19 protein-coding genes, 2 tRNA genes and 1 riboswitch are annotated in these 18,548 nt (G+C 41.7%); of the genes, 15 read left to right on the plus strand and 6 right to left on the minus strand.

Going from position 1 to position 18,548, the window contains the following annotated elements:
* Positions 1-70: 70 nt before the first annotated feature.
* Entirely contained in the window at positions 71-1,087 is a 1,017-nt protein-coding gene (gene galE / locus ACTRWE_RS03795; RefSeq protein WP_462879523.1) for a UDP-glucose 4-epimerase GalE, read from the minus strand.
* A gap of 251 nt (positions 1,088-1,338) precedes the next feature.
* On the opposite strand from galE, the gene ACTRWE_RS03800 reads away from it, so the two are divergent.
* Entirely contained in the window at positions 1,339-1,827 is a 489-nt protein-coding gene (locus tag ACTRWE_RS03800) for a DUF3016 domain-containing protein (RefSeq protein WP_462879524.1), read from the plus strand.
* A gap of 53 nt (positions 1,828-1,880) precedes the next feature.
* Here ACTRWE_RS03800 and ACTRWE_RS03805 read toward each other — a convergent pair whose 3' ends face one another.
* Positions 1,881-2,171 carry a hypothetical protein gene (locus tag ACTRWE_RS03805; protein ID WP_010390514.1) on the minus strand — a complete coding sequence of 97 codons (291 nt, stop codon included), beginning with the start codon at positions 2,169-2,171 and terminating at the stop codon, positions 1,881-1,883.
* Positions 2,172-2,287: 116 nt separating this feature from the next.
* On the opposite strand from ACTRWE_RS03805, the gene ACTRWE_RS03810 reads away from it, so the two are divergent.
* The gene (locus tag ACTRWE_RS03810) at positions 2,288-2,497 is read left to right on the plus strand and encodes a hypothetical protein (RefSeq protein ID WP_462879525.1); all 210 of its coding nucleotides are present in this window, start codon (positions 2,288-2,290) and stop codon (positions 2,495-2,497) included.
* On the opposite strand, the gene epmB is transcribed toward ACTRWE_RS03810, so the two are convergent.
* Positions 2,494-3,507, minus strand: a complete 1,014-nt coding sequence (epmB, locus tag ACTRWE_RS03815; protein ID WP_076922713.1) for an EF-P beta-lysylation protein EpmB — start codon at positions 3,505-3,507, stop codon at positions 2,494-2,496. The genes ACTRWE_RS03810 and epmB overlap by 4 nt on opposite strands.
* Before the next feature lie 40 nt (positions 3,508-3,547).
* On the opposite strand from epmB, the gene efp reads away from it, so the two are divergent.
* Together efp and epmA are read left to right on the plus strand one after the other, a co-directional pair.
* Positions 3,548-4,114 carry an elongation factor P gene (gene efp, locus ACTRWE_RS03820; protein WP_010390517.1) on the plus strand — a complete coding sequence of 189 codons (567 nt, stop codon included), beginning with the start codon at positions 3,548-3,550 and terminating at the stop codon, positions 4,112-4,114.
* A 60-nt stretch (positions 4,115-4,174) separates the two neighbouring features.
* The gene (gene epmA, locus ACTRWE_RS03825) at positions 4,175-5,149 is read left to right on the plus strand and encodes an elongation factor P--(R)-beta-lysine ligase (protein WP_462879527.1); all 975 of its coding nucleotides are present in this window, start codon (positions 4,175-4,177) and stop codon (positions 5,147-5,149) included.
* 101 nt (positions 5,150-5,250) lie between these two features.
* Here the strand turns inward: epmA and ACTRWE_RS03830 are convergent, their stop codons facing one another.
* On the minus strand, positions 5,251-7,350 hold the full coding sequence (locus tag ACTRWE_RS03830; protein ID WP_462879528.1) for a TonB-dependent receptor: 2,100 nt from the start codon (positions 7,348-7,350) through the stop codon (positions 5,251-5,253).
* A 102-nt stretch (positions 7,351-7,452) separates the two neighbouring features.
* Here ACTRWE_RS03830 and ACTRWE_RS03835 point away from each other — a divergent pair, with 102 nt between their 5' ends.
* The 8 genes from ACTRWE_RS03835 to ACTRWE_RS03870 all read left to right on the plus strand — a co-directional run bounded on the left by ACTRWE_RS03835 (position 7,453) and on the right by ACTRWE_RS03870 (position 15,093).
* A complete protein-coding gene (locus ACTRWE_RS03835; protein WP_462879529.1) occupies positions 7,453-7,851 on the plus strand; it encodes an acyl-CoA thioesterase in 399 nt (132 codons plus the stop codon).
* A gap of 126 nt (positions 7,852-7,977) precedes the next feature.
* The gene (locus ACTRWE_RS03840) at positions 7,978-8,376 is read left to right on the plus strand and encodes an META domain-containing protein (protein WP_282447323.1); all 399 of its coding nucleotides are present in this window, start codon (positions 7,978-7,980) and stop codon (positions 8,374-8,376) included.
* 100 nt (positions 8,377-8,476) lie between these two features.
* Positions 8,477-8,583, plus strand: a riboswitch (TPP riboswitch).
* Between the two features lie 139 nt (positions 8,584-8,722).
* Positions 8,723-10,675, plus strand: a complete 1,953-nt coding sequence (thiC, locus tag ACTRWE_RS03845) for a phosphomethylpyrimidine synthase ThiC (RefSeq protein WP_462879530.1) — start codon at positions 8,723-8,725, stop codon at positions 10,673-10,675.
* Between the two features lie 116 nt (positions 10,676-10,791).
* Positions 10,792-11,793, plus strand: coding sequence for an FAD-dependent oxidoreductase (locus tag ACTRWE_RS03850; RefSeq protein WP_462879531.1), 1,002 nt, complete (start codon positions 10,792-10,794; stop codon positions 11,791-11,793).
* 7 nt (positions 11,794-11,800) lie between these two features.
* The gene (gene thiS, locus ACTRWE_RS03855; RefSeq protein WP_033104272.1) at positions 11,801-11,995 is read left to right on the plus strand and encodes a sulfur carrier protein ThiS; all 195 of its coding nucleotides are present in this window, start codon (positions 11,801-11,803) and stop codon (positions 11,993-11,995) included.
* Positions 11,996-11,999: 4 nt separating this feature from the next.
* A complete protein-coding gene (locus ACTRWE_RS03860) occupies positions 12,000-12,791 on the plus strand; it encodes a thiazole synthase (protein WP_076922725.1) in 792 nt (263 codons plus the stop codon).
* 12 nt (positions 12,792-12,803) lie between these two features.
* Complete coding sequence (gene thiE / locus ACTRWE_RS03865) at positions 12,804-14,330, plus strand: thiamine phosphate synthase (protein WP_248473989.1); 1,527 nt, start codon at positions 12,804-12,806, stop codon at positions 14,328-14,330.
* A complete protein-coding gene (locus ACTRWE_RS03870; RefSeq protein WP_462879532.1) occupies positions 14,314-15,093 on the plus strand; it encodes a HesA/MoeB/ThiF family protein in 780 nt (259 codons plus the stop codon). The genes thiE and ACTRWE_RS03870 overlap by 17 nt, the downstream gene beginning before the upstream one ends.
* Before the next feature lie 109 nt (positions 15,094-15,202).
* Here the strand turns inward: ACTRWE_RS03870 and asd are convergent, their stop codons facing one another.
* Positions 15,203-16,069: an archaetidylserine decarboxylase gene (gene asd / locus ACTRWE_RS03875; RefSeq protein ID WP_462879533.1), complete on the minus strand. Its 867-nt coding sequence runs from the start codon at positions 16,067-16,069 to the stop codon at positions 15,203-15,205.
* A 14-nt stretch (positions 16,070-16,083) separates the two neighbouring features.
* On the minus strand, positions 16,084-17,142 hold the full coding sequence (gene rsgA, locus ACTRWE_RS03880; protein ID WP_013463964.1) for a small ribosomal subunit biogenesis GTPase RsgA: 1,059 nt from the start codon (positions 17,140-17,142) through the stop codon (positions 16,084-16,086).
* Positions 17,143-17,264: 122 nt separating this feature from the next.
* Between rsgA and orn the strand changes: the two genes are divergently transcribed.
* The 3 genes from orn to ACTRWE_RS03895 all read left to right on the plus strand — a co-directional run bounded on the left by orn (position 17,265) and on the right by ACTRWE_RS03895 (position 18,398).
* On the plus strand, positions 17,265-17,810 hold the full coding sequence (gene orn / locus ACTRWE_RS03885; RefSeq protein ID WP_028834530.1) for an oligoribonuclease: 546 nt from the start codon (positions 17,265-17,267) through the stop codon (positions 17,808-17,810).
* 330 nt (positions 17,811-18,140) lie between these two features.
* Positions 18,141-18,216 (plus strand) — tRNA-Gly (locus ACTRWE_RS03890).
* A 106-nt stretch (positions 18,217-18,322) separates the two neighbouring features.
* A tRNA-Gly gene (locus tag ACTRWE_RS03895) sits at positions 18,323-18,398 on the plus strand.
* Positions 18,399-18,548: the final 150 nt, after the last annotated feature.

An 18,548-nucleotide genomic window follows, 5' to 3' on the forward strand; every position in this document is an offset into this window, starting at 1 on the left:
ACAACATTAAAACACCGCATTTAATTTAAATGCGGTGTTTTAATTTTAAGCTGATAACTTAAAGAAGCCTTTATGACTTATATCCATTTGGATTATTTGATTGCCAGCGCCAAGTATCTTGCATCATGACATCAATACCACGCTCTGCTTGCCAGCCTAGTTCACTAAGGGCTTTTTCTGGCGCAGCATAACAGGCTGCAATATCACCAGGGCGACGAGGTGACACCGCATAAGGGATAGCTTGGTCGCTAGCCTTAATAAACGCATTGACCATTTGTAATACTGAATAGCCGTTACCGGTACCAAGGTTATAAATAAATGCGCCGGTTTCTGCGGCTATTTTATCAAGCGCTTTTAAATGCCCTAAGGCTAAATCTACAACGTGAATGTAATCGCGAACGCCAGTACCATCTACCGTGTCGTAATCATCGCCAAATATAGCGAGCTGCTTTAATTTACCAACCGCAACTTGTGAAATGAAAGGCAATAAATTATTAGGAATGCCATTAGGGTCTTCACCAATTAAACCTGACTCATGTGCACCAACAGGATTAAAGTAGCGCAAAATAGCAAACGCAAAGCGCTCATCTGATTTAGCGATATCTTGCAACATCATTTCAACCATTAGTTTAGACGTACCATATGGATTGGTTGTACCGCCAACGGGGAAGTCTTCGCGTATTGGTAAGCTTGCTGGGTCGCCGTATACAGTGGCGGATGAGCTAAATACCAGTTTGAATACACCCGCATCACGCATAGCATCAACCAGTGTTAGTGTACCTTGTACATTATTTTGATAATACTCAATGGGTTTTATGACTGATTCGCCCACGGCTTTTAAACCTGCAAAATGAATCACACTATCAATGGTATGTTTTGCAAATACCGAGTCTAAAAAGGGTTTATCTAAAATATCACCTTGATAAAAAGTAATTGCTTTGTCAGTTATTTTTTTCACTCTTTCAAGTGACTCTTCAGAGGAGTTACTTAAGTTATCAATCACGATAACGTCGCTGCCTTGCTGTAAAAGTTCTAAAACGGTGTGTGAGCCAATATAGCCTGCGCCACCGGTTACTAAAATTGCCATGAATGCTCCTTGGAAACCTCTGTTCAATTAAGTTAATTTCACCATAAATACTGAGCTTTTACATGTATTATTTTGTTTGTTTTGCAATCGTAACATCGCAAGCTGTACTTTTGATTACATCTTGTGCAATTTTAATAACACCGCAGTAGAAAGATTAAGTTATAGTTCATATGTAATTGCTAAAGTAAGGTATAGCAATTTGTAAAATATTTAGTTGATTATAATGATCAGCATACTCGTTGGAGAAACGTATGAACTCAGTTAAAAAAATAGCAATGTTGATATTTATTGCACTACCGAGTGTTGTTTGCGCGGGTGAGGCACAAGTTAAATGGCATGACTTTAATGATTATCGCGATGTACGCCCATCAAACCAAACTAAAGGCTCATACCATAAGCAAATTGCCAAAAATATTGATGAGCACTTTGCAAAGCTCAGTGAGCAGCTTCCTAAAAATTATAGTTTAAAAATTGAAGTAACCGATTTAGATTTAGCTGGTGACGTGCGCTATGGCGGTGTTAACGAAATTCGGGTGGTTAAACCCATTCACTTTCCACGGATTGAATTTAACTATGTGCTTAGTAATGAAAGTGGTGTTGTCGCACAAGAAGACAACGTGAGCTTAAAAGATATGGGCTTTATGGATAAAATTAAAATGGGTCGAGACGAAGCATTTTACTATGAAAAACGCTTATTAACAGAGTGGTTTGGTGAACAAATTTTACCGCGTATTAAGTAACATAGCGCAAAACATCTGTGCAACAGATGTTTTGCGCAGTAAGACCAGAGTGCTTACTTAAAGGTCGCTAACAAGGTTAGTAAGTTTTGTAGTTTAATAACTGCTTGTTTTAGCTTTTCTTCGTCTAAACCGTCGCTTGATAAGCTTTCTACATCAGCGGCAACGTCTAAAACGTACGGCTTAAAGCGTTTAGCTTCAAAGCTAAATCCAGCGTCCTCGGCAAATAAGGCTTTAAATTTTCCGTGGCCTTGCTGTTGTAACTCATCGAGTTTTTTATCAGCATCAAGCGCCTGACGGTAAACAATTTTTAAGTTGGCGTTGAGTTGTTCAATTATAGAATCCATGGTTTTCCTAAAGCTTAGTGCAATGTTGCCGATAAATACTTAAGTGGATTGGTAAAGTAATTTACCAATTCAACGACTATAATACGTGTATTACATTTAAATGTCAGGTGTGAGTTATGAATATATCAGGTGGAAATCTACCTACAATCCCTGGTGCAGGCCAAGGCGCAGAGGTTTTAACTGCTGCTTTATCTAAAAAGCAACAGCAAGCTGATGGCGCCGCTGCACTTGCGCTTATTGAAGGTGCTACACAATCCTCAAGTGCACAAACACCGACTAAGTCGGTTACTGCAACACTTGGGAATAATGTAAACGTTTATGTTTAAACCAATTTGAGGTCAATAGGGGTTTTACTTTTTTGACCTCCTATTTCCCGAACTAGTTTAGGCACCAAAAATCCAGGCAGGGCTTTTAGTAGCTCGGCCTGAATTTTTATTGCTTGTTGTTCGTCAATATCAAAATGACTTGCGCCTTCTACCTTATCCAGTAAGTGTAAATAATAAGGCAGTACGTCCGCATCAAATAACGCTTCACTTAAGTTTATTTGCGCATCAACTGTATCGTTCACATCTTTTAAAATAACCGCCTGGTTTAACAGTAGCACATCTGCTTTTTTGAGCATGTTCATGGCGTTTTTAAAGTCATTATCTATTTCGTTTGCATGGTTAATATGATTAACGAATATAATTTTTAATGGTGACTTTGCTAATCTTTCACATAATTGTTCAGTAATACGTGCAGGAATAACCACAGGCAAGCGGCTGTGTATGCGCATGCGTTTAATTTGTGGTATTTGCTCAAGCTCATCTAAAAACCAGCTAATAGCATCGTCTTTGGCCATTAGTGGATCGCCACCACTTAAAATCACTTCGTTAATATTTTTATCCGATTTTATATAGCTCAATGCATCAATAAGACTACGTTTATTCAGTTGGTTTTCTTGATAAGGAAAATGGCGTCTAAAGCAGTAGCGGCAATTTACAGCACAACCGGTTTTAAACATGACTAAAACACGCGATTTATATTTATGTAACAGACCCGGTTGATTGTTATCTTGCTCAAGTAACGGGTCTTTATTAAACCCCGATTTAGTTAAAAACTCTTGATGGCGGGGCATAACTTGCAGCAATAAAGGGTCATTTGCATCGCCGTGACGAATTTTTTTTATAAAAGGCAATGGCACACGAACAGGGAACAAGCTACGAGCTTTTATGTCGTTTTCATGGACTTGGCTCGATAAACCAACCATTTCTAGCAACACTTTTGGGCAGGTAACTACATTTGCTAATTCTTTTTGCCAGTTTTTATGCAAATTTGCTTCATTTCTTTGTATCATTGGCACGTAGATTACTCGAAAAATATAAATAGAGGAAACGATGGCGAATTATAGCACCAACGAGTTCAAGGGCGGCCTAAAAATTATGATGGACGGCGAACCTTGCAGTATCTTAGAAAATGAAATGGTAAAACCGGGTAAAGGCCAAGCGTTTAACCGTGTTCGTATCCGTAAGCTTATCTCTGGCAAGGTACTTGAAAAAACCTTTAAATCGGGTGAATCGGTTGAAGGTGCTGATGTAATGGATACCGATTTAGCGTATCTATACACAGACGGTGAATTTTGGCATTTCATGAACAACGAAACATTTGAACAAATCGCTGCTGATGAAAAAGCACTGGGCGATGCTGGCAAATGGTTAGTTGAAAACGATGTATGTACTATTACATTATGGAACGGCAGCCCAATTGCTGTAACTCCCCCAAACTTTGTTGAGCTTGAGATCACTGAAACCGACCCTGGCCTTAAAGGTGATACAGCAGGCACGGGTGGTAAACCAGCAACGCTTAGCACAGGTGCTGTAGTACGTGTTCCATTATTCGTACAAATTGGCGAAGTAATTAAAGTAGACACTCGTAATGGTGAATACGTAAGCCGTGTTAAGTAAGCTGTAACACGCCTTATTAATTAAATCCCGGCTTAAGCTGGGATTTTTTTTGGAGAAAATATGTCAGCAGATCTTTGGGCGCCGAGTGCCAGCATAGATACACTCAAGCAACGAGCAGCGATTATGCGCAGCATTCGTGAATTCTTTTATGCTCGTAATGTAATGGAAGTCGAAACACCAAGTTTAAGTGCTGCCAGTGTAACCGATGTGCATTTAGCCAGCTTTGATACTACATTTGTCGGCCCAGGTCATGCTGGTGGGCTTCCCCTGTTTTTGCAAACATCTCCAGAGTTTGCGATGAAACGCTTGTTAGCGGCCGGCTCAGGCGCTATTTTCCAGCTTTGTAAGGCATTTAGAAATGAAGAAGCGGGCAGTCATCACAACCCTGAATTTACTATGCTCGAATGGTATCGTCCTGGGTTTGACGAATTTGCTTTAATGGATGAAATAGATGAGTTGATGCAGCTTATTCTTGAGGTTGCGCCTGCAGAGCGGATTACCTACCAACACGCATTTGAACGCACGCTAGGGCTTGATCCATTAACTGCCTCTATCACGCAGCTACAACAACTCGCATGCGAACATGGCTTTGCTGATATTGCTAAAAACGAGACTCATAAAGATACCTTACTGCAATTATTATTTTGTATGAAAGTAGAGCCGACTATTGGTCAAGACATCCCCTGTTTTGTGTATCACTTTCCCGCATCGCAAGCGGCACTTGCACAAATTTGTAAACACGATCAGCGAGTTGCAGGGCGCTTTGAGCTTTATTATAAAAATATGGAGTTAGCCAACGGCTTTAATGAACTCACCAATGCCAAAGAGCAAGCAAAAAGGTTTAACCAAGATAACGCCTACCGCGCTGCTAGTGGCTTAAAACAAGTACCTATGGATACGCGTTTAATTGCCGCATTAGAGCATGGTTTAGAGCAATGTGCGGGGGTTGCATTGGGAATTGATAGATTAGTGATGCTAGCAACCAATAAGCAAAAAATAAAAGAGGTGATTGCGTTTGATGTGGCAAGAGCTTAAAGCAGCTAATAGCTTTTAGCGGTCAGCTATCAGATAAAAAAACACCGCGTTTGCATTAAACGCGGTGTTTTTTATTCTCGAACTGACAACTGGTCGCAGTATTACAAATTAAGCGTAAACGTAACGCCGGCCACACGTGGCTCGCCTAATTGTGTGTAAGTTTGGGTTGCGTAACCATCTAATGGGTTGTTGCCAAATTCAAAACCGCGAGTTGGAACGGTTTCATCAAACACATTACGTGCCCATGCGCGTACAGCCCACATATCGGCTTCGTAACCAAGGCTTACATTCACTAAGTTTGTGTTTGGAGCTTGTGCATTATGGCTATCGGAGAAGTAATAATCATCTTTACCTTCAACACCTAACATAGCATATAACTCATCAGTAACATTGTAGCGTGCACTAAATGCATATTGATATTTAGGCGCTTGTGCTTGCTCACGACCGTCTTGATTTAAACCAGATTTAGTAACAAAGTCATTAATTTTAGTGTCTAAGTATCCGGCACTTCCGGTAATAAATAAGTTTGGTGTTAGTTGATAGCTGCCTTCAATTTCAAGGCCATAGTTACTGCCAGAGCTGGCATTGGCGACATAACCGGTAAATTGTTGGTCTGATACTTGCCACGACTTTAATTGAATATTATCGCGGTGCATATAAAACGCCGCTAAGCGCAGGGTAAACTTGTCATCTAGCGATGAACCTTTAACGCCAAACTCACCACTCCACAAGTACTCTGGATCAAAGCTGGTATGCTGTTTGAAAAAATCAGCATCTAAGCTTAAACCTTCATCTTTTGCTTTTGCTAGCGCTTCTGAATTAATACCACCAGCTTTGTAACCGCGGGTGATACTGGTATAAATCATGGTACGGTCAATAACTTGGTATTCAAGTGCAATTTTACCACCGAGCATAATATCGTCAGTTTCTTCAATAAAACCGTTACTATCTGTGTAATCACCTTGATATTGCTCAACACGTAAACCGGTAATAAGCGTAGTTTTTGGGCCTATTGCTGTGGCTAATTGGCCATAAGCTGCCATGTTATTGGTTTCATAGGTTGAGGCAAATGGATTGGCTAACCATGTATATTGACGCTCAAGGTCAACATCGCGGTTTTGATAGTAAATACCCGCCACCCAATTACCTGTTTTGCCATTAAACTGCAGATCGAGCGCTTGATCATCACGATCGCGGCTATAAATATCTGTTGAACTATAACCATCAGGATGTAAACCGGCAGCACATAATTGCGGCTTACTTGTATCGTTACATACCCAGTCTTCATCAAAACTATAAAAAAGCTCAGTATCAATGGCTGAAAGGTTTAAGCTGACATCAAAGGCGTCAAAACCGGTGTAAGTATTATTAAGGCCAACAGCATAGCTTTGTTGATTATCTTCGCCCGGTTGATCAGCAAGACTGTTGCGAGAATTATCAAGGGTAAATGCATCATAACCGTTATTGATATCGATATAGTGCAGGTTTAGCTCTGAATTTAAATGAGCTGTGAGTTGGCTATTTAATTTAAAGCGGGCAACTTGTTCATCTTGGTTTTGTGTTTCATCATTTAAATAGAGGTTGTTTACGTAACCGTCAGATTTTCTGCGAAAGTAGCTAACGCGTGCACTGGTATCATCGGTTAAACCTGTGCTAGCAGCAACGCCTGCTTCATGGCTGTTATAAGTGCCAGCACCTAAATGTAATTTTAAACTAGGAACGCTGGTTGCATTAGCTGATTGCATTTGAATCATACCCGCCATGCCATCGGCGCCAAAACGTGTACCTTGTGGACCGCGGTAAATTTCTACTTGGTCAATATCAAATAATAATGAGCTGCCACCAAGGCCAGAATAATTTATACCGTCAATCACTAAACCGACAGATGGGTTAATTGGGTCGACGAATTGTGAACGAAGTCCCACGCCTCGAATTTGAATATAACGTCCGCGCGAGGCGCCTGAAGCAAAATTCACATTTGCAGCGCTTGCTAGCATTTCATCTAAATAAGTAGCCCCTCTGAGATTTACTTCATCCTCAGAAAATAAACTTGCGCTGGCACTTAGCGTTTGAATGCTTTCTTTTTGAAAGTCACCAGTAACAATGATTTTCTCTAGGTCGGTGTCATCTGCATTGGCGTAGATTGGGGCACCGAATAGTGGTAATAACGTGGCTGTAATTAAAGACAAACGTAAATTCATTAGGTTACTTAACTCCATTTTAGGGACTTGTATGGTAGCAATTATTTCAACACTTGTGCTATAAACGCGGCAATTATACGTTAAATAATTTGGATTACTAATATGACCTTTAAAGTAGACTTTAAAGTGCGTGACTACGAGTGTGACCTACAAGGTATTGTAAATAATAGTGTTTATTTTAATTATCTGGAGCACGCTCGTCATGAGTTTTTATACGCACAGGGTGTTGATTTTGCACAACTTGCCAAAGATAAAATTAACTTAGTGGTACTTCGCAGTGAAATGGATTACAAGCAGTCTTTAAAGCCAGCGGATGAATTTTATGTAGTAGTAGAGCCTGTACGCATTAGTCGCCTTAAATTTGCGTTTAAACAAACGGTAGTTCGCAAATTAGACGAAAAAGTGATGCTCAATGCCTTAGTAATAGGTACGTCGGTTAACGAGAAAGGTCGTCCATTTTTACCACCACAGATAGATAACTTATTCCAAGCAATTGCATAATTCCAAATAGCACTGCTTTTAAACTAGCTTAGAACAAAAATTTACATTTAAAACATGCATTTTTAACGGATAAACCTGACAAATATTGATACTATTACACTAATTAGACAATAAGTTAGTAGTAACATGAAATTAGCAGCAATACCGATGCTTGTAATCGGTTTATGTGTTGGTTGCGCATCAACAGGGACAGTTACCACTGAGCAGCTAAAATATACACAATGGCAATTATCAAAGGTTGATGGTTTGGGCATTCCCGCATCTTTTAAAGCATCAATGAGCTTTATAGAAGCGCTACAAATAAACGGCTTTGCCGGATGTAATAAGTTTTTTGGTGAAGGCTCACTTGAAGATAGCAGCTTGAGCGTAAGCAAATTAGGTATGACACGTAAATCATGTGGCCCTGAACTGGATGAGTTTGAACAACAGTTTTTACAAGCTCTGCAGCAAGGTGCAGTGCTTAACATGCAAGACCAAAAATTGGTGATGCAAGGCGAGCAAAAATTTGTGTTTATCCCTAAGTAAATTTTACACATTTTGAAAAACAGCCCCTTGCAGGGAATTTTCAACTGGCGTACACTCATAGCAGATTTGATTAAAACATTATCAAATCAACGAACAATTTAACTACTTGTCGGAGTGCCTAAGTTTTATTTAGGCTGAGATCGCGAAAGCGGGATCCGTGAACCTGATCAGGTTAATACCTGCGTAGGGAACAAGCTGCCTAAACGGGACGCTTGTGCGTCTTTTTTTATGCGCACAAAAAAGCAACATCCGTCTTAGGCCGCAAAGTCGCATAAAGCGACTTTACGATCTTTCTCTATTCCATCGGAATATCTGGCAAGACAACCCTTAAGCAATGAGGTAAGTCATGTCAAACACTACAAAAAAATCGTCGCGCCGCGAAACCCGTGCCGCTGCATCTGACTATATTTATAACCTAACGGGTCAACCATTCCCAAGCTCTCATAAAGTGTATGTTGAAGGCACGCAAGAAAATGTACGTGTGGGTATGCGTGAAATCACATTGAGCGATACTTTTATTGGTGGTGATGAACAAAACCCAGTGTATGAGTCAAATGCACCATTGCGTGTTTACGATACATCAGGCCCGTATACCGATCCTGAATTTAAATTGGATGTGCGCAAGGGACTTAATAAATACCGTGAACAATGGATTGAGAGCCGTAATGATACCGAAGTACTAGAGTCGGTAACCTCACAGTTTGCACAGCAGCGTATGGCTGATGATGGGCTAGATCATATTCGCTTTGAACACCTTCCAAAAATACGCCGTGCAAAAGCGGGTAAAAATGTCACCCAAATGCATTATGCTCGCCAAGGGATAGTCACCCCAGAAATGGAATATGTAGCGATACGTGAAAACATGGGGCGTGCGCAAATACGTGAAGAGTTACTAGCTGCGCAGCATAAAGGGGAGTCGTTTGGCGCGAGTATCCCTGAGTTTATTACTCCTGAATTTGTGCGTGAAGAAATTGCTCGCGGACGCGCTATTTTACCTAACAATATTAATCACCCAGAAACCGAGCCTATGATTGTTGGTCGTAACTTTTTAGTTAAGGTTAACGCCAATATAGGTAATTCATCAGTTGGTTCATCTATTGAGGAAGAAGTTGAAAAAATGGTGTGGTCAACCCGTTGGGGTGCCGACACCGTAATGGATTTATCAACTGGGCGTTACATTCACGAAACCCGCGAATGGCTGGTACGTAATTCGCCAGTACCTATCGGTACTGTTCCAATTTACCAAGCACTTGAAAAAGTAAATGGCGTAGCAGAAGACTTAACGTGGGAAATATTCCGCGATACTTTAATTGAACAAGCAGAGCAGGGAGTTGACTACTTTACTATTCATGCCGGCGTGCTTTTGCGCTATGTCCCTATGACAGCAAAACGCGTAACCGGTATTGTGTCGCGTGGCGGCTCTATTATGGCCAAATGGTGTTTAGCGCACCATAAAGAGAACTTTTTATACACCCACTTTGAAGATATTTGTGAAATTTTAAAACAATATGATGTGTGTTTTTCACTAGGGGACGGTCTGCGTCCGGGCTCTATTGCCGATGCTAACGATGAAGCGCAATTTAGTGAGCTTCGTACCTTAGGCGAACTGACTAAAATAGCTTGGAAGCATAATGTACAAGTGTTCATAGAAGGCCCTGGGCATGTGCCTATGCATATGATCAAAGCCAATATGGAAGAGCAACTTAAACATTGTGACGAAGCGCCCTTTTATACCTTAGGCCCACTCACCACTGATATTGCACCGGGGTACGACCATATAACCTCAGGGATTGGGGCTGCGCAAATAGCTTGGTATGGCTGTGCCATGCTGTGTTATGTAACACCGAAAGAACATTTAGGTTTGCCAAATAAAGAAGACGTTAAAGAAGGCCTTATCACCTACAAAATTGCCGCTCATGCCGCCGATTTAGCCAAAGGTCACCCAGGTGCACAAGAGCGAGACAACGCGCTATCAAAAGCGCGCTTTGAATTTAGATGGCATGACCAATTTAATATTGGTTTAGACCCGGTTCGCGCCCGTGAATATCATGATGAAACACTGCCACAAGAATCAGGTAAAGTAGCCCACTTTTGCTCCATGTGTGGCCCTAAATTTTGTTCGATGAAAATAACCCAAGAAGTACGTGACTACGCCAAAGATCTAGAAGCGCGCGGTATTGATCCTAATAACGTGGGTGATGCCATTGAAATCAAAATGGTAGATGTAGAGGCCGAGATGAAAGCTAAATCTGAAGAGTTTAAGCAAACAGGCTCAGAGATTTACCATAAAGCGCTGTAGCGCAGCTTTCAGTTATTAGCTATCAGCTATCAGCGACAAAGTAAGCAGCATAGAGGCAAGAGTTGCTTTACTGACAGCTGAAAGCTGGTGGCTATGAGCTAAATGTAGGAGTGTTTATGTTTTATAACATTGCTGTGGTGGGCTTTGGTTTAGCAGGGCGGTTGGCGGCGCTTGAGTTAAGTAAGCAGCACCGTATTACTGTATTTGAAGCTGATGATGAGCATACCCAAAATAGTGCGGGTAAAGTGGCGGCGGCTATGCTGGCACCGCTAGCTGAATCGGTTATGTGTGAACATGATTTAGCGCTATTGGGAGTAGATTCTATTGCTCGCTGGCCTGCTATTTTAGATGAGTTAAACAGTGAGGTGTTCTTTCAAAAGCAGGGCACCTTAGTGGTTGCTCATACGCAAGATAAAGGCGACTTACAAAGTTTTGCACAGCGAATAAAGCCGTTACTAAATTTTAGTGCCAAAGCGGTTAATACGCAGCAAATAGCGGATTTAGAACCTGAGCTTACAGGGCGTTTTAATCAAGGGCTATTTTTACCCGGTGAAGCGCAAATAGATAACCAAGCCTTTTATAAAGCCAGCTTTAGGTTGCTAAATAAGCGCAAAGTAAAGTTTGTGTTTAATCAACGCGCCAGCATCTTTGATAATAAAGTGAATAATCGAGAGTTTGATTACATTATTGATTGCAGAGGGCTTGGAGCCAAACAAGATCAGCCACTTCGAGGCGTGCGCGGGGAAGTGGCAAGGTTATACGCCCCTGAGGTTAACTTAACGCGGCCTGTGCGGTTAATGCATCCGCGTTACCCTATTTATATTGCACCTAAACCTAATCATGAATATGTCATAGGGGCAACGGAGATCGAATCGCAAGATACAGGTCCTGCAACTGTGCGCTCAACCCTTGAACTATTATCAGCGGCCTACACTGTTCACAGTGGTTTTGCCGAAGCGCGATTATTAAATATTCAAACAGGCTTACGCCCAGCGTTTAGCGATAATCGCCCACAGGTAAAAAAAACGAATAAGGTTATCAGTATTAATGGCTTGTATCGCCACGGCTATATGTTGACACCCGCGCTTGTAGCACAAGCACTATCGCAAATAGAGTGAGTATTAAATGAACATTACAATTAATGGTGAGCTTTTAAATGTGACTAGCCATGCACTGCTGGAAATAGTAAAAAACGTGGGTGCAATGGCGCCTTATGCCGTGGCTGTAAATGGAGAGTTTATTCCTCAGAGTCGCCATAGCCACGTTGTTATAAATGAAGGTGACAGTATTGAGTTATTGTCACCTATCCAAGGTGGATAGTGCTATGCAAAGCAAAGACTGTTTAACAATTTATGGTGAACCAATCAATAGTCGCTTGTTAATTGGATCTGCGTTATATCCGTCACCAGATATCATGACGCAATCAATTAAAGCCTCAGGTGCTGAGATAGTCACCGTGTCACTTAGACGACAACAAAACGCGGCGGCAGGGAATGATTTTTGGCAATTAATTAAAAACACCGGTTTAAAAATACTGCCTAATACTGCCGGATGCCACAGCGTCAAAGAGGCTATTAACCTAGCTAAAATGTGCCGAGAAGTATTTGCTACCGATTGGATAAAACTTGAATTAATAGGCGATGACTATAATTTACAGCCCGATCCCTTTGCATTACTTGAAGCCACAAAAATATTGATTGATGATGGGTTTAAAGTACTGCCTTATTGCACTGATGATTTAGTGCTGTGTCAGCGCTTGAATGGATTAGGCTGTGAGGTGCTAATGCCGTGGGGCGCGCCTATTGGCACCGGTAAAGGATTGTTAAATAGTTATAATTTAAAAACCATTAGGGAACGCCTGCCTAATGCAACATTAATTGTTGATGCCGGGTTAGGTTTACCATCGCATGCCTGCCAAGCACTTGAATTAGGGTATGATGCTGTATTATTAAATTCAGCCATTGCAGGGGCGGGTTGCCCAGTGACTATGAGCCGTGCATTTAAAGCTGCGGTAGAGGCAGGGCGCTTTGCATACAATGCCAAAGCAATGCCCGAAAAAGACGTTGCAACCCCCTCAACCCCAACAATGGGTATGCCATTTTGGCATCAGCAGTAAGGAAAGAAAAATATGACAAACGTAGTGTGGACAATTGCTGGCTCTGATTCTGGCGGCGGCGCGGGTATTCAAGCCGATATTAAGGCAATGCAAAGTTTTGGTGTGCATGGTTGTACAGCAATCACCGCGCTTACCGCTCAAAATAGCTTAGGTGTAGAGGCCATTAATGCAGTGTCTACCGATATTATTGAGTCCCAGTTGCTTGCACTTGAAAAAGACATGAAAGCCAAAGTGATAAAAATTGGTATGCTTGCCAATGTGCAGCAAATTCAGTTAATTAGTGAGCACATAAGCCATTACAAAGCCAAATGGCCAACCCCGCCGGTTATTGTGTATGACCCTGTGGCTATTGCCTCAAGCGGTGACTTACTAACAGAAGAAGACACCGTAAGTGCGATAAAAGAATGTTTACTACCGCTGGTGGATGTAATTACCCCAAATACCCACGAAACCCAGTTATTAACGGGTGTGTATTTAATTGGCCCTGCAGCGATTAAAGAAGCGGCGAGTAAGCTGATGGCGTGGGGCGCAAAAGCGGTGGTGATTAAAGGCGGACATTGGGATTACCCAAGCGGGTATTGCATTGATTACTGCACACAAAACGCTGAAGACTATTGGCTAGGTAATGAAAAAATTCAAGTTCCTCATAGCCATGGTACAGGGTGCAGTATGGCGTCAGTAATTGCTGCGTGTCTTGCAAAAGACTATCCGTTAAAAGATGCGTTTATTTTAGCTAAAGCCTATATAAACCAAGGTTTAAAGCAATCAGTTCGCTATGGCGAGGGCATAGGGCCGGTTGCACAAACGCAGTTTCCTACCGATTTAGCGCATTACCCTCAGGTGATTGAACCGGGTAGCTGGTTAGGTGATGAGTTGGATTTTGATGTGCCGCTTGATTTTAATATGGCTGCTGATTTTGCAGCCTGTGAAAGTAAAAAGCTTGGCCTCTATGGTGTGGTTGATAGTATTGAATGGCTAGAAAAGTGCTTACAGCAAGGAATTAAAACAGCTCAGCTTCGTGTTAAAAATAAAACGCAGAATGAGCTAGATGAACTGATTGCCAAAGCGGTCACCTTGGGTGAGCAGTATAATGCGCAGGTATTTATAAATGATTACTGGCAACTTGCCATCAAACATGGCGCCTATGGGGTGCATTTAGGGCAAGAAGACTTAGAGAGTGCAAACTTAGTTGCTATAAAAGAAGCAGGCCTGCGACTTGGTCTCTCTACCCATGGGTTTTATGAAATGCTTCGGGCGCATAATTACCGCCCAAGCTACATGGCCTTTGGCGCGATTTATCCTACCACCACCAAAGACATGACAGGGCAAATACAAGGGCTTGAAAAGCTCAATAAATTTGTACCGCTTATGCAGAGTTACCCTACAGTCGCTATTGGCGGTATTGATTTAAATAGGGCGCAAGAGGTTGCTAAAACGGGCGTGGGCAGTGTAGCCGTGGTGCGTGCTATTACCGAGGCTGATGATTATGTAGAGGCAATCAATACCTTAAAATCGGTGATAAATGAGAATGCCTGCTAACATGCAAACGCAGCAGCTCAGCGACAAAGAAACTCTACGTTATAGCCGCCACATATTACTTGATGAAGTGGGGCTTGACGGGCAGTTAATGCTGAAACGTTCAACGGTTGCCGTAGTTGGTGCAGGTGGCTTAGGTAGTCCTGCGCTGCTGTATTTAGCGGCAGCTGGCATTGGGTCGCTTATTTTAATTGATGACGATGTAGTTGAACTGTCTAACTTGCAGCGCCAAGTGCTCTATAAAGTAAATCATTTGGGGCAAAACAAAGTTCGCGCGGCTGGAAAGGTGCTTGCGAACCTTAACAATCAAATAAATATAATAACCCACTCGCAAAAGTTGACTGACGAAAGTAGTGAAACGTTATTAAATAGCGCTGATATTGTACTTGATTGCTCTGACAACTTTGCGACTCGATACACGGTAAATCGTTTTTGCATAAATAGTAAAACACCACTTGTTTCTGCAGCAGCGTTGGCAACTCAAGGGCAATTAATGGGGTTTGATTTTAGACAAAGTGACAATCCATGTTACGGCTGTGTTTTCCCTCAAAGTAGCGATGCACCGGTTATAAATTGTAGTAATGCCGGGGTAATTAGCCCTTTACTTGGGATTGTTGGGTCAATGCAGGCACAATTAACCCTCAATATGTTGTTAGGTCATTTTAAGGGGAATGTGTTTATAACGTTTGACGCATTAAGCTTAAATCAACAGCATTTTAAGATGACTAAGGATTTAGCGTGTAAAGAGTGTGGCGGGTATGAGTAATGAAAAGCTTGGCTTTTAACGTAAGTAAGCTCTCCGTCTACAAGAAAAGAACACCGCGGTTATTGAAAATAAACGCGGTGTTTTTTTAAGCTCGAACTGACACTACCTATTAATCATCAATTTTTGCAAAGGCAGTGCCTAAACGAGTAACTACCTCTGGGAGTTGATCGTCTAATATCTCTGCTTTGTTCGCACCCCATGCGAGCACAACCGTTGAGCCTAATTTAAAGCGACCCATTTCTTCCCCTTTCTTAAGGGTGATCGCGTTTTCGCCTTTAGTTGGGTAGTTCCAGCTAAACACATCACTGCCAGCTGGTGGAGTCACTGTGCCAGCCCAAATAGTTTCTATGCTGGCAACAATGGTTGCGCCTACTAAAACCATAGCTAGCGGGCCAATTTCAGTTTCAAAAATAGCCACTACACGCTCGTTACGGGCAAATAAATTTGGTACGTTTTGAGCGGTAAGTGGGTTTACTGAAAATAAATCGCCCGGTACATAAATCATTTTGCTTAGCGTGCCATCAATTGGCATATGAATACGGTGGTAATCTTTTGGTGCCAAGTAAATAGTTGCAAATTTACCGCCTAAAAACGCGGTTGTGTCGTCTTGTGATCCACCTAACAATGCTTGTAAGCTGTAATCGTGGCCTTTAGCTTGAATAAGTTGACCATCAACAATGTCGCCTAGTTGGCTAATTGCGCCGTCTACTGGATGAATAATAATTTCTTCATCTTCAACCATAGGACGCACACCGTCTTTTAACGGACGGGTAAAAAATTCATTAAAGCTTTTGTAATGAGCCGGATCTGAATATTTAGCTTCGCTCATATCTATTTTATATTGTTTAATAAATAATTTAATTAATGTGGTTGTTAACGCACCGGCTTTTGCTGCAGCAAGTTTACCTACCACACGAGAAATAAAGTGTTTTGGCATGGCATACTGCATGGCGATTTTAAATTTATCTAAACTCACAGGTTATTCCCTTATTATACGCGGGGCGCACGAGCGCCTGCACGGCCATCGGCCATGGTTTCTAAAATACGGTGGTAGCTTTCAAAGCGTAATTTTGAAATATCGCCATCGGCTACCGCTTGTTTAATTATACAGCCCGGATCGTTTAAATGTTTACAATCTCTAAACCGGCATCCGCCTATAAATTCTCTAAATTCTTTAAAGCACCAAGTGACGCGTTCAACATCTAAATGCCATAGGCCAAATTCACGAATTCCCGGTGAGTCAATTAAATTACCCCCACTCGGTAAATGATGAAGGCGCGATACCGTGGTGGTGTGCTGACCAAGCCCGCTGTTTTCAGACACTTCTTTAGTCAAAATTTCAGCATCTGGCAGTACAGTGTTAACTAAGGTAGATTTACCCACGCCACTTTGACCAACAAAAATATTATTTTTGCCCGCAAGTACTTCTTTTAACTCATTAATGCCTTCACCAGTTATATTACTAACTAGCAGCACCTGATAATTAAGCTTACGGTAAATGTCGAGGATTTGTTGTATTTCGTTTAAACCAGCTTCATCAATTAAATCAATTTTATTCAGTACTAAAATGGGTTCGATACCCATGTCTTCACAGGCAATTAAATAGCGGTCAATAATGCTCGGGGTAAACTCTGGCAGTACCGCTGAAACCATTAAAATTTGATCAATATTAGCGGCAATCACTTTAACCCCATCATAAAAATCGGGGCGCGTGAGTTGTGAGCGGCGCTCTTGAGTTGCTTCAATAACACCCGCTAAATCACCTTCACTTACTTTTGCACGGCGAAACAATACTTCATCGCCGCAAACCAAGTTCGATACGGTACGACGAATATTACAACGCAATACATCACCGTTTTGTGTTTCTACATCGGCATGTTGTCCAAAGCGGCTAATAACAATCGCATTTTCCACTTGACCTAAATTATCTGTTTGCCATTCTTGCGCGCCGACTTTTGCCGGTTTTGTATCGGCATTCGATAAGCGCTTTTGATGATTGGCCTTGATCCTACGGGATTGGCCTTTACTTAATTTTTTCTGTTTTGCCACTTGAGGCCTATAACCTGAGTTAAATGCCGAGTTTGCCAAAAAAAGCTTTAGCTCGACGGTTGATGCTAATATGATATATCGAAATGCGTTGGATCTAAAGAAAAGCACCGTTTAAGGTAATTATGACTATTAATAAATCAAATTTAATTTGGCTCGATCTGGAAATGACCGGACTTGAACCAGAGACTGACAAAATACTTGAAATTGCAACTGTTGTCACTGACGCTGATCTGAATATATTAGCCGAAGGCCCAACCATTGCCATTCATCAAAGTGATGAACTACTTGATGGTATGGATGAGTGGTGTACAACTCAGCATGGCAAATCAGGGCTTACAGCGCGTTGTAAGGCAAGTACTTTCGATGAAGCTTATGCCGTTGATCAAACCCTCGCGTTTTTAAAGCAATGGGTACCAGCGGGTGCTTCACCTATGTGTGGTAACTCGATTGGCCAAGATCGTCGTTTTATGAATAAGTATATGCGTGAGCTTGAAGACTTTTTTCATTACCGTAATTTAGATGTAAGTACCATTAAAGAACTTGCTCGTCGTTGGAAACCAGATGTATTGGCTCAAGTGAATAAAAAAGGGTCACATTTAGCGTTAGACGACATTAAAGATTCGATTATGGAATTAAAGGTTTACCGAGAAAAGTTTTTTAATTTATAAAAAATACTTGCAAAGCACCCTAATTATTGTAGAATCCTGCCCCGCTCAAGACGATAACCCCCGCGGGGTTAGTGTGTTTGAGCTTTGACTTTTGAATGCGGCACTAGCTCAGTTGCCAGAATGTTGAACGCGCCCTGTCGCGCACCAACGGACGAATTACTGACTATTTTGAATGCGGCACTAGCTCAGTTGCCAGAATGTTGAACGCGACCTGTCGCGCACCAACGGACAAATTACTGACTATTTTGAAAATGCGGCACTAGCTCAGTTGCCAGAATGTTGAACGCGACCTGTCGCGCACCAACGGTCAAATTACTGACTATTTTGAATGCGGCACTAGCTCAGTTGGTAGAGCGCGACCTTGCCAAGGTCGAGGTCACGAGTTCGAGCCTCGTGTGCCGCTCCAATTTCTAACCAAAAGAAATTGTAGTAGAAATAAAGATTCAAGATGAAAGGCGAAAGGAACAAGGTTTAATTTTGACAGAACTTAGGACCTAGAATCTTCATATAATGCGGTACTAGCTCAGTTGGTAGAGCGCGACCTTGCCAAGGTCGAGGTCACGAGTTCGAGCCTCGTGTACCGCTCCAATCTTATTTACTTTCCAGATATTCATTCTCAAATAGCAAACAATGACCCATACGCGAATCACTATAAATTTAATTTATGTAACTTTTTTAAAGTGTTCAATGTGTGAGAGTGACCTATGTTGTAAAACCTAAAACCTAAAACCTAAAACC

Source organism: Pseudoalteromonas sp. G5_S1_54_S4 (genome assembly GCF_054968565.1).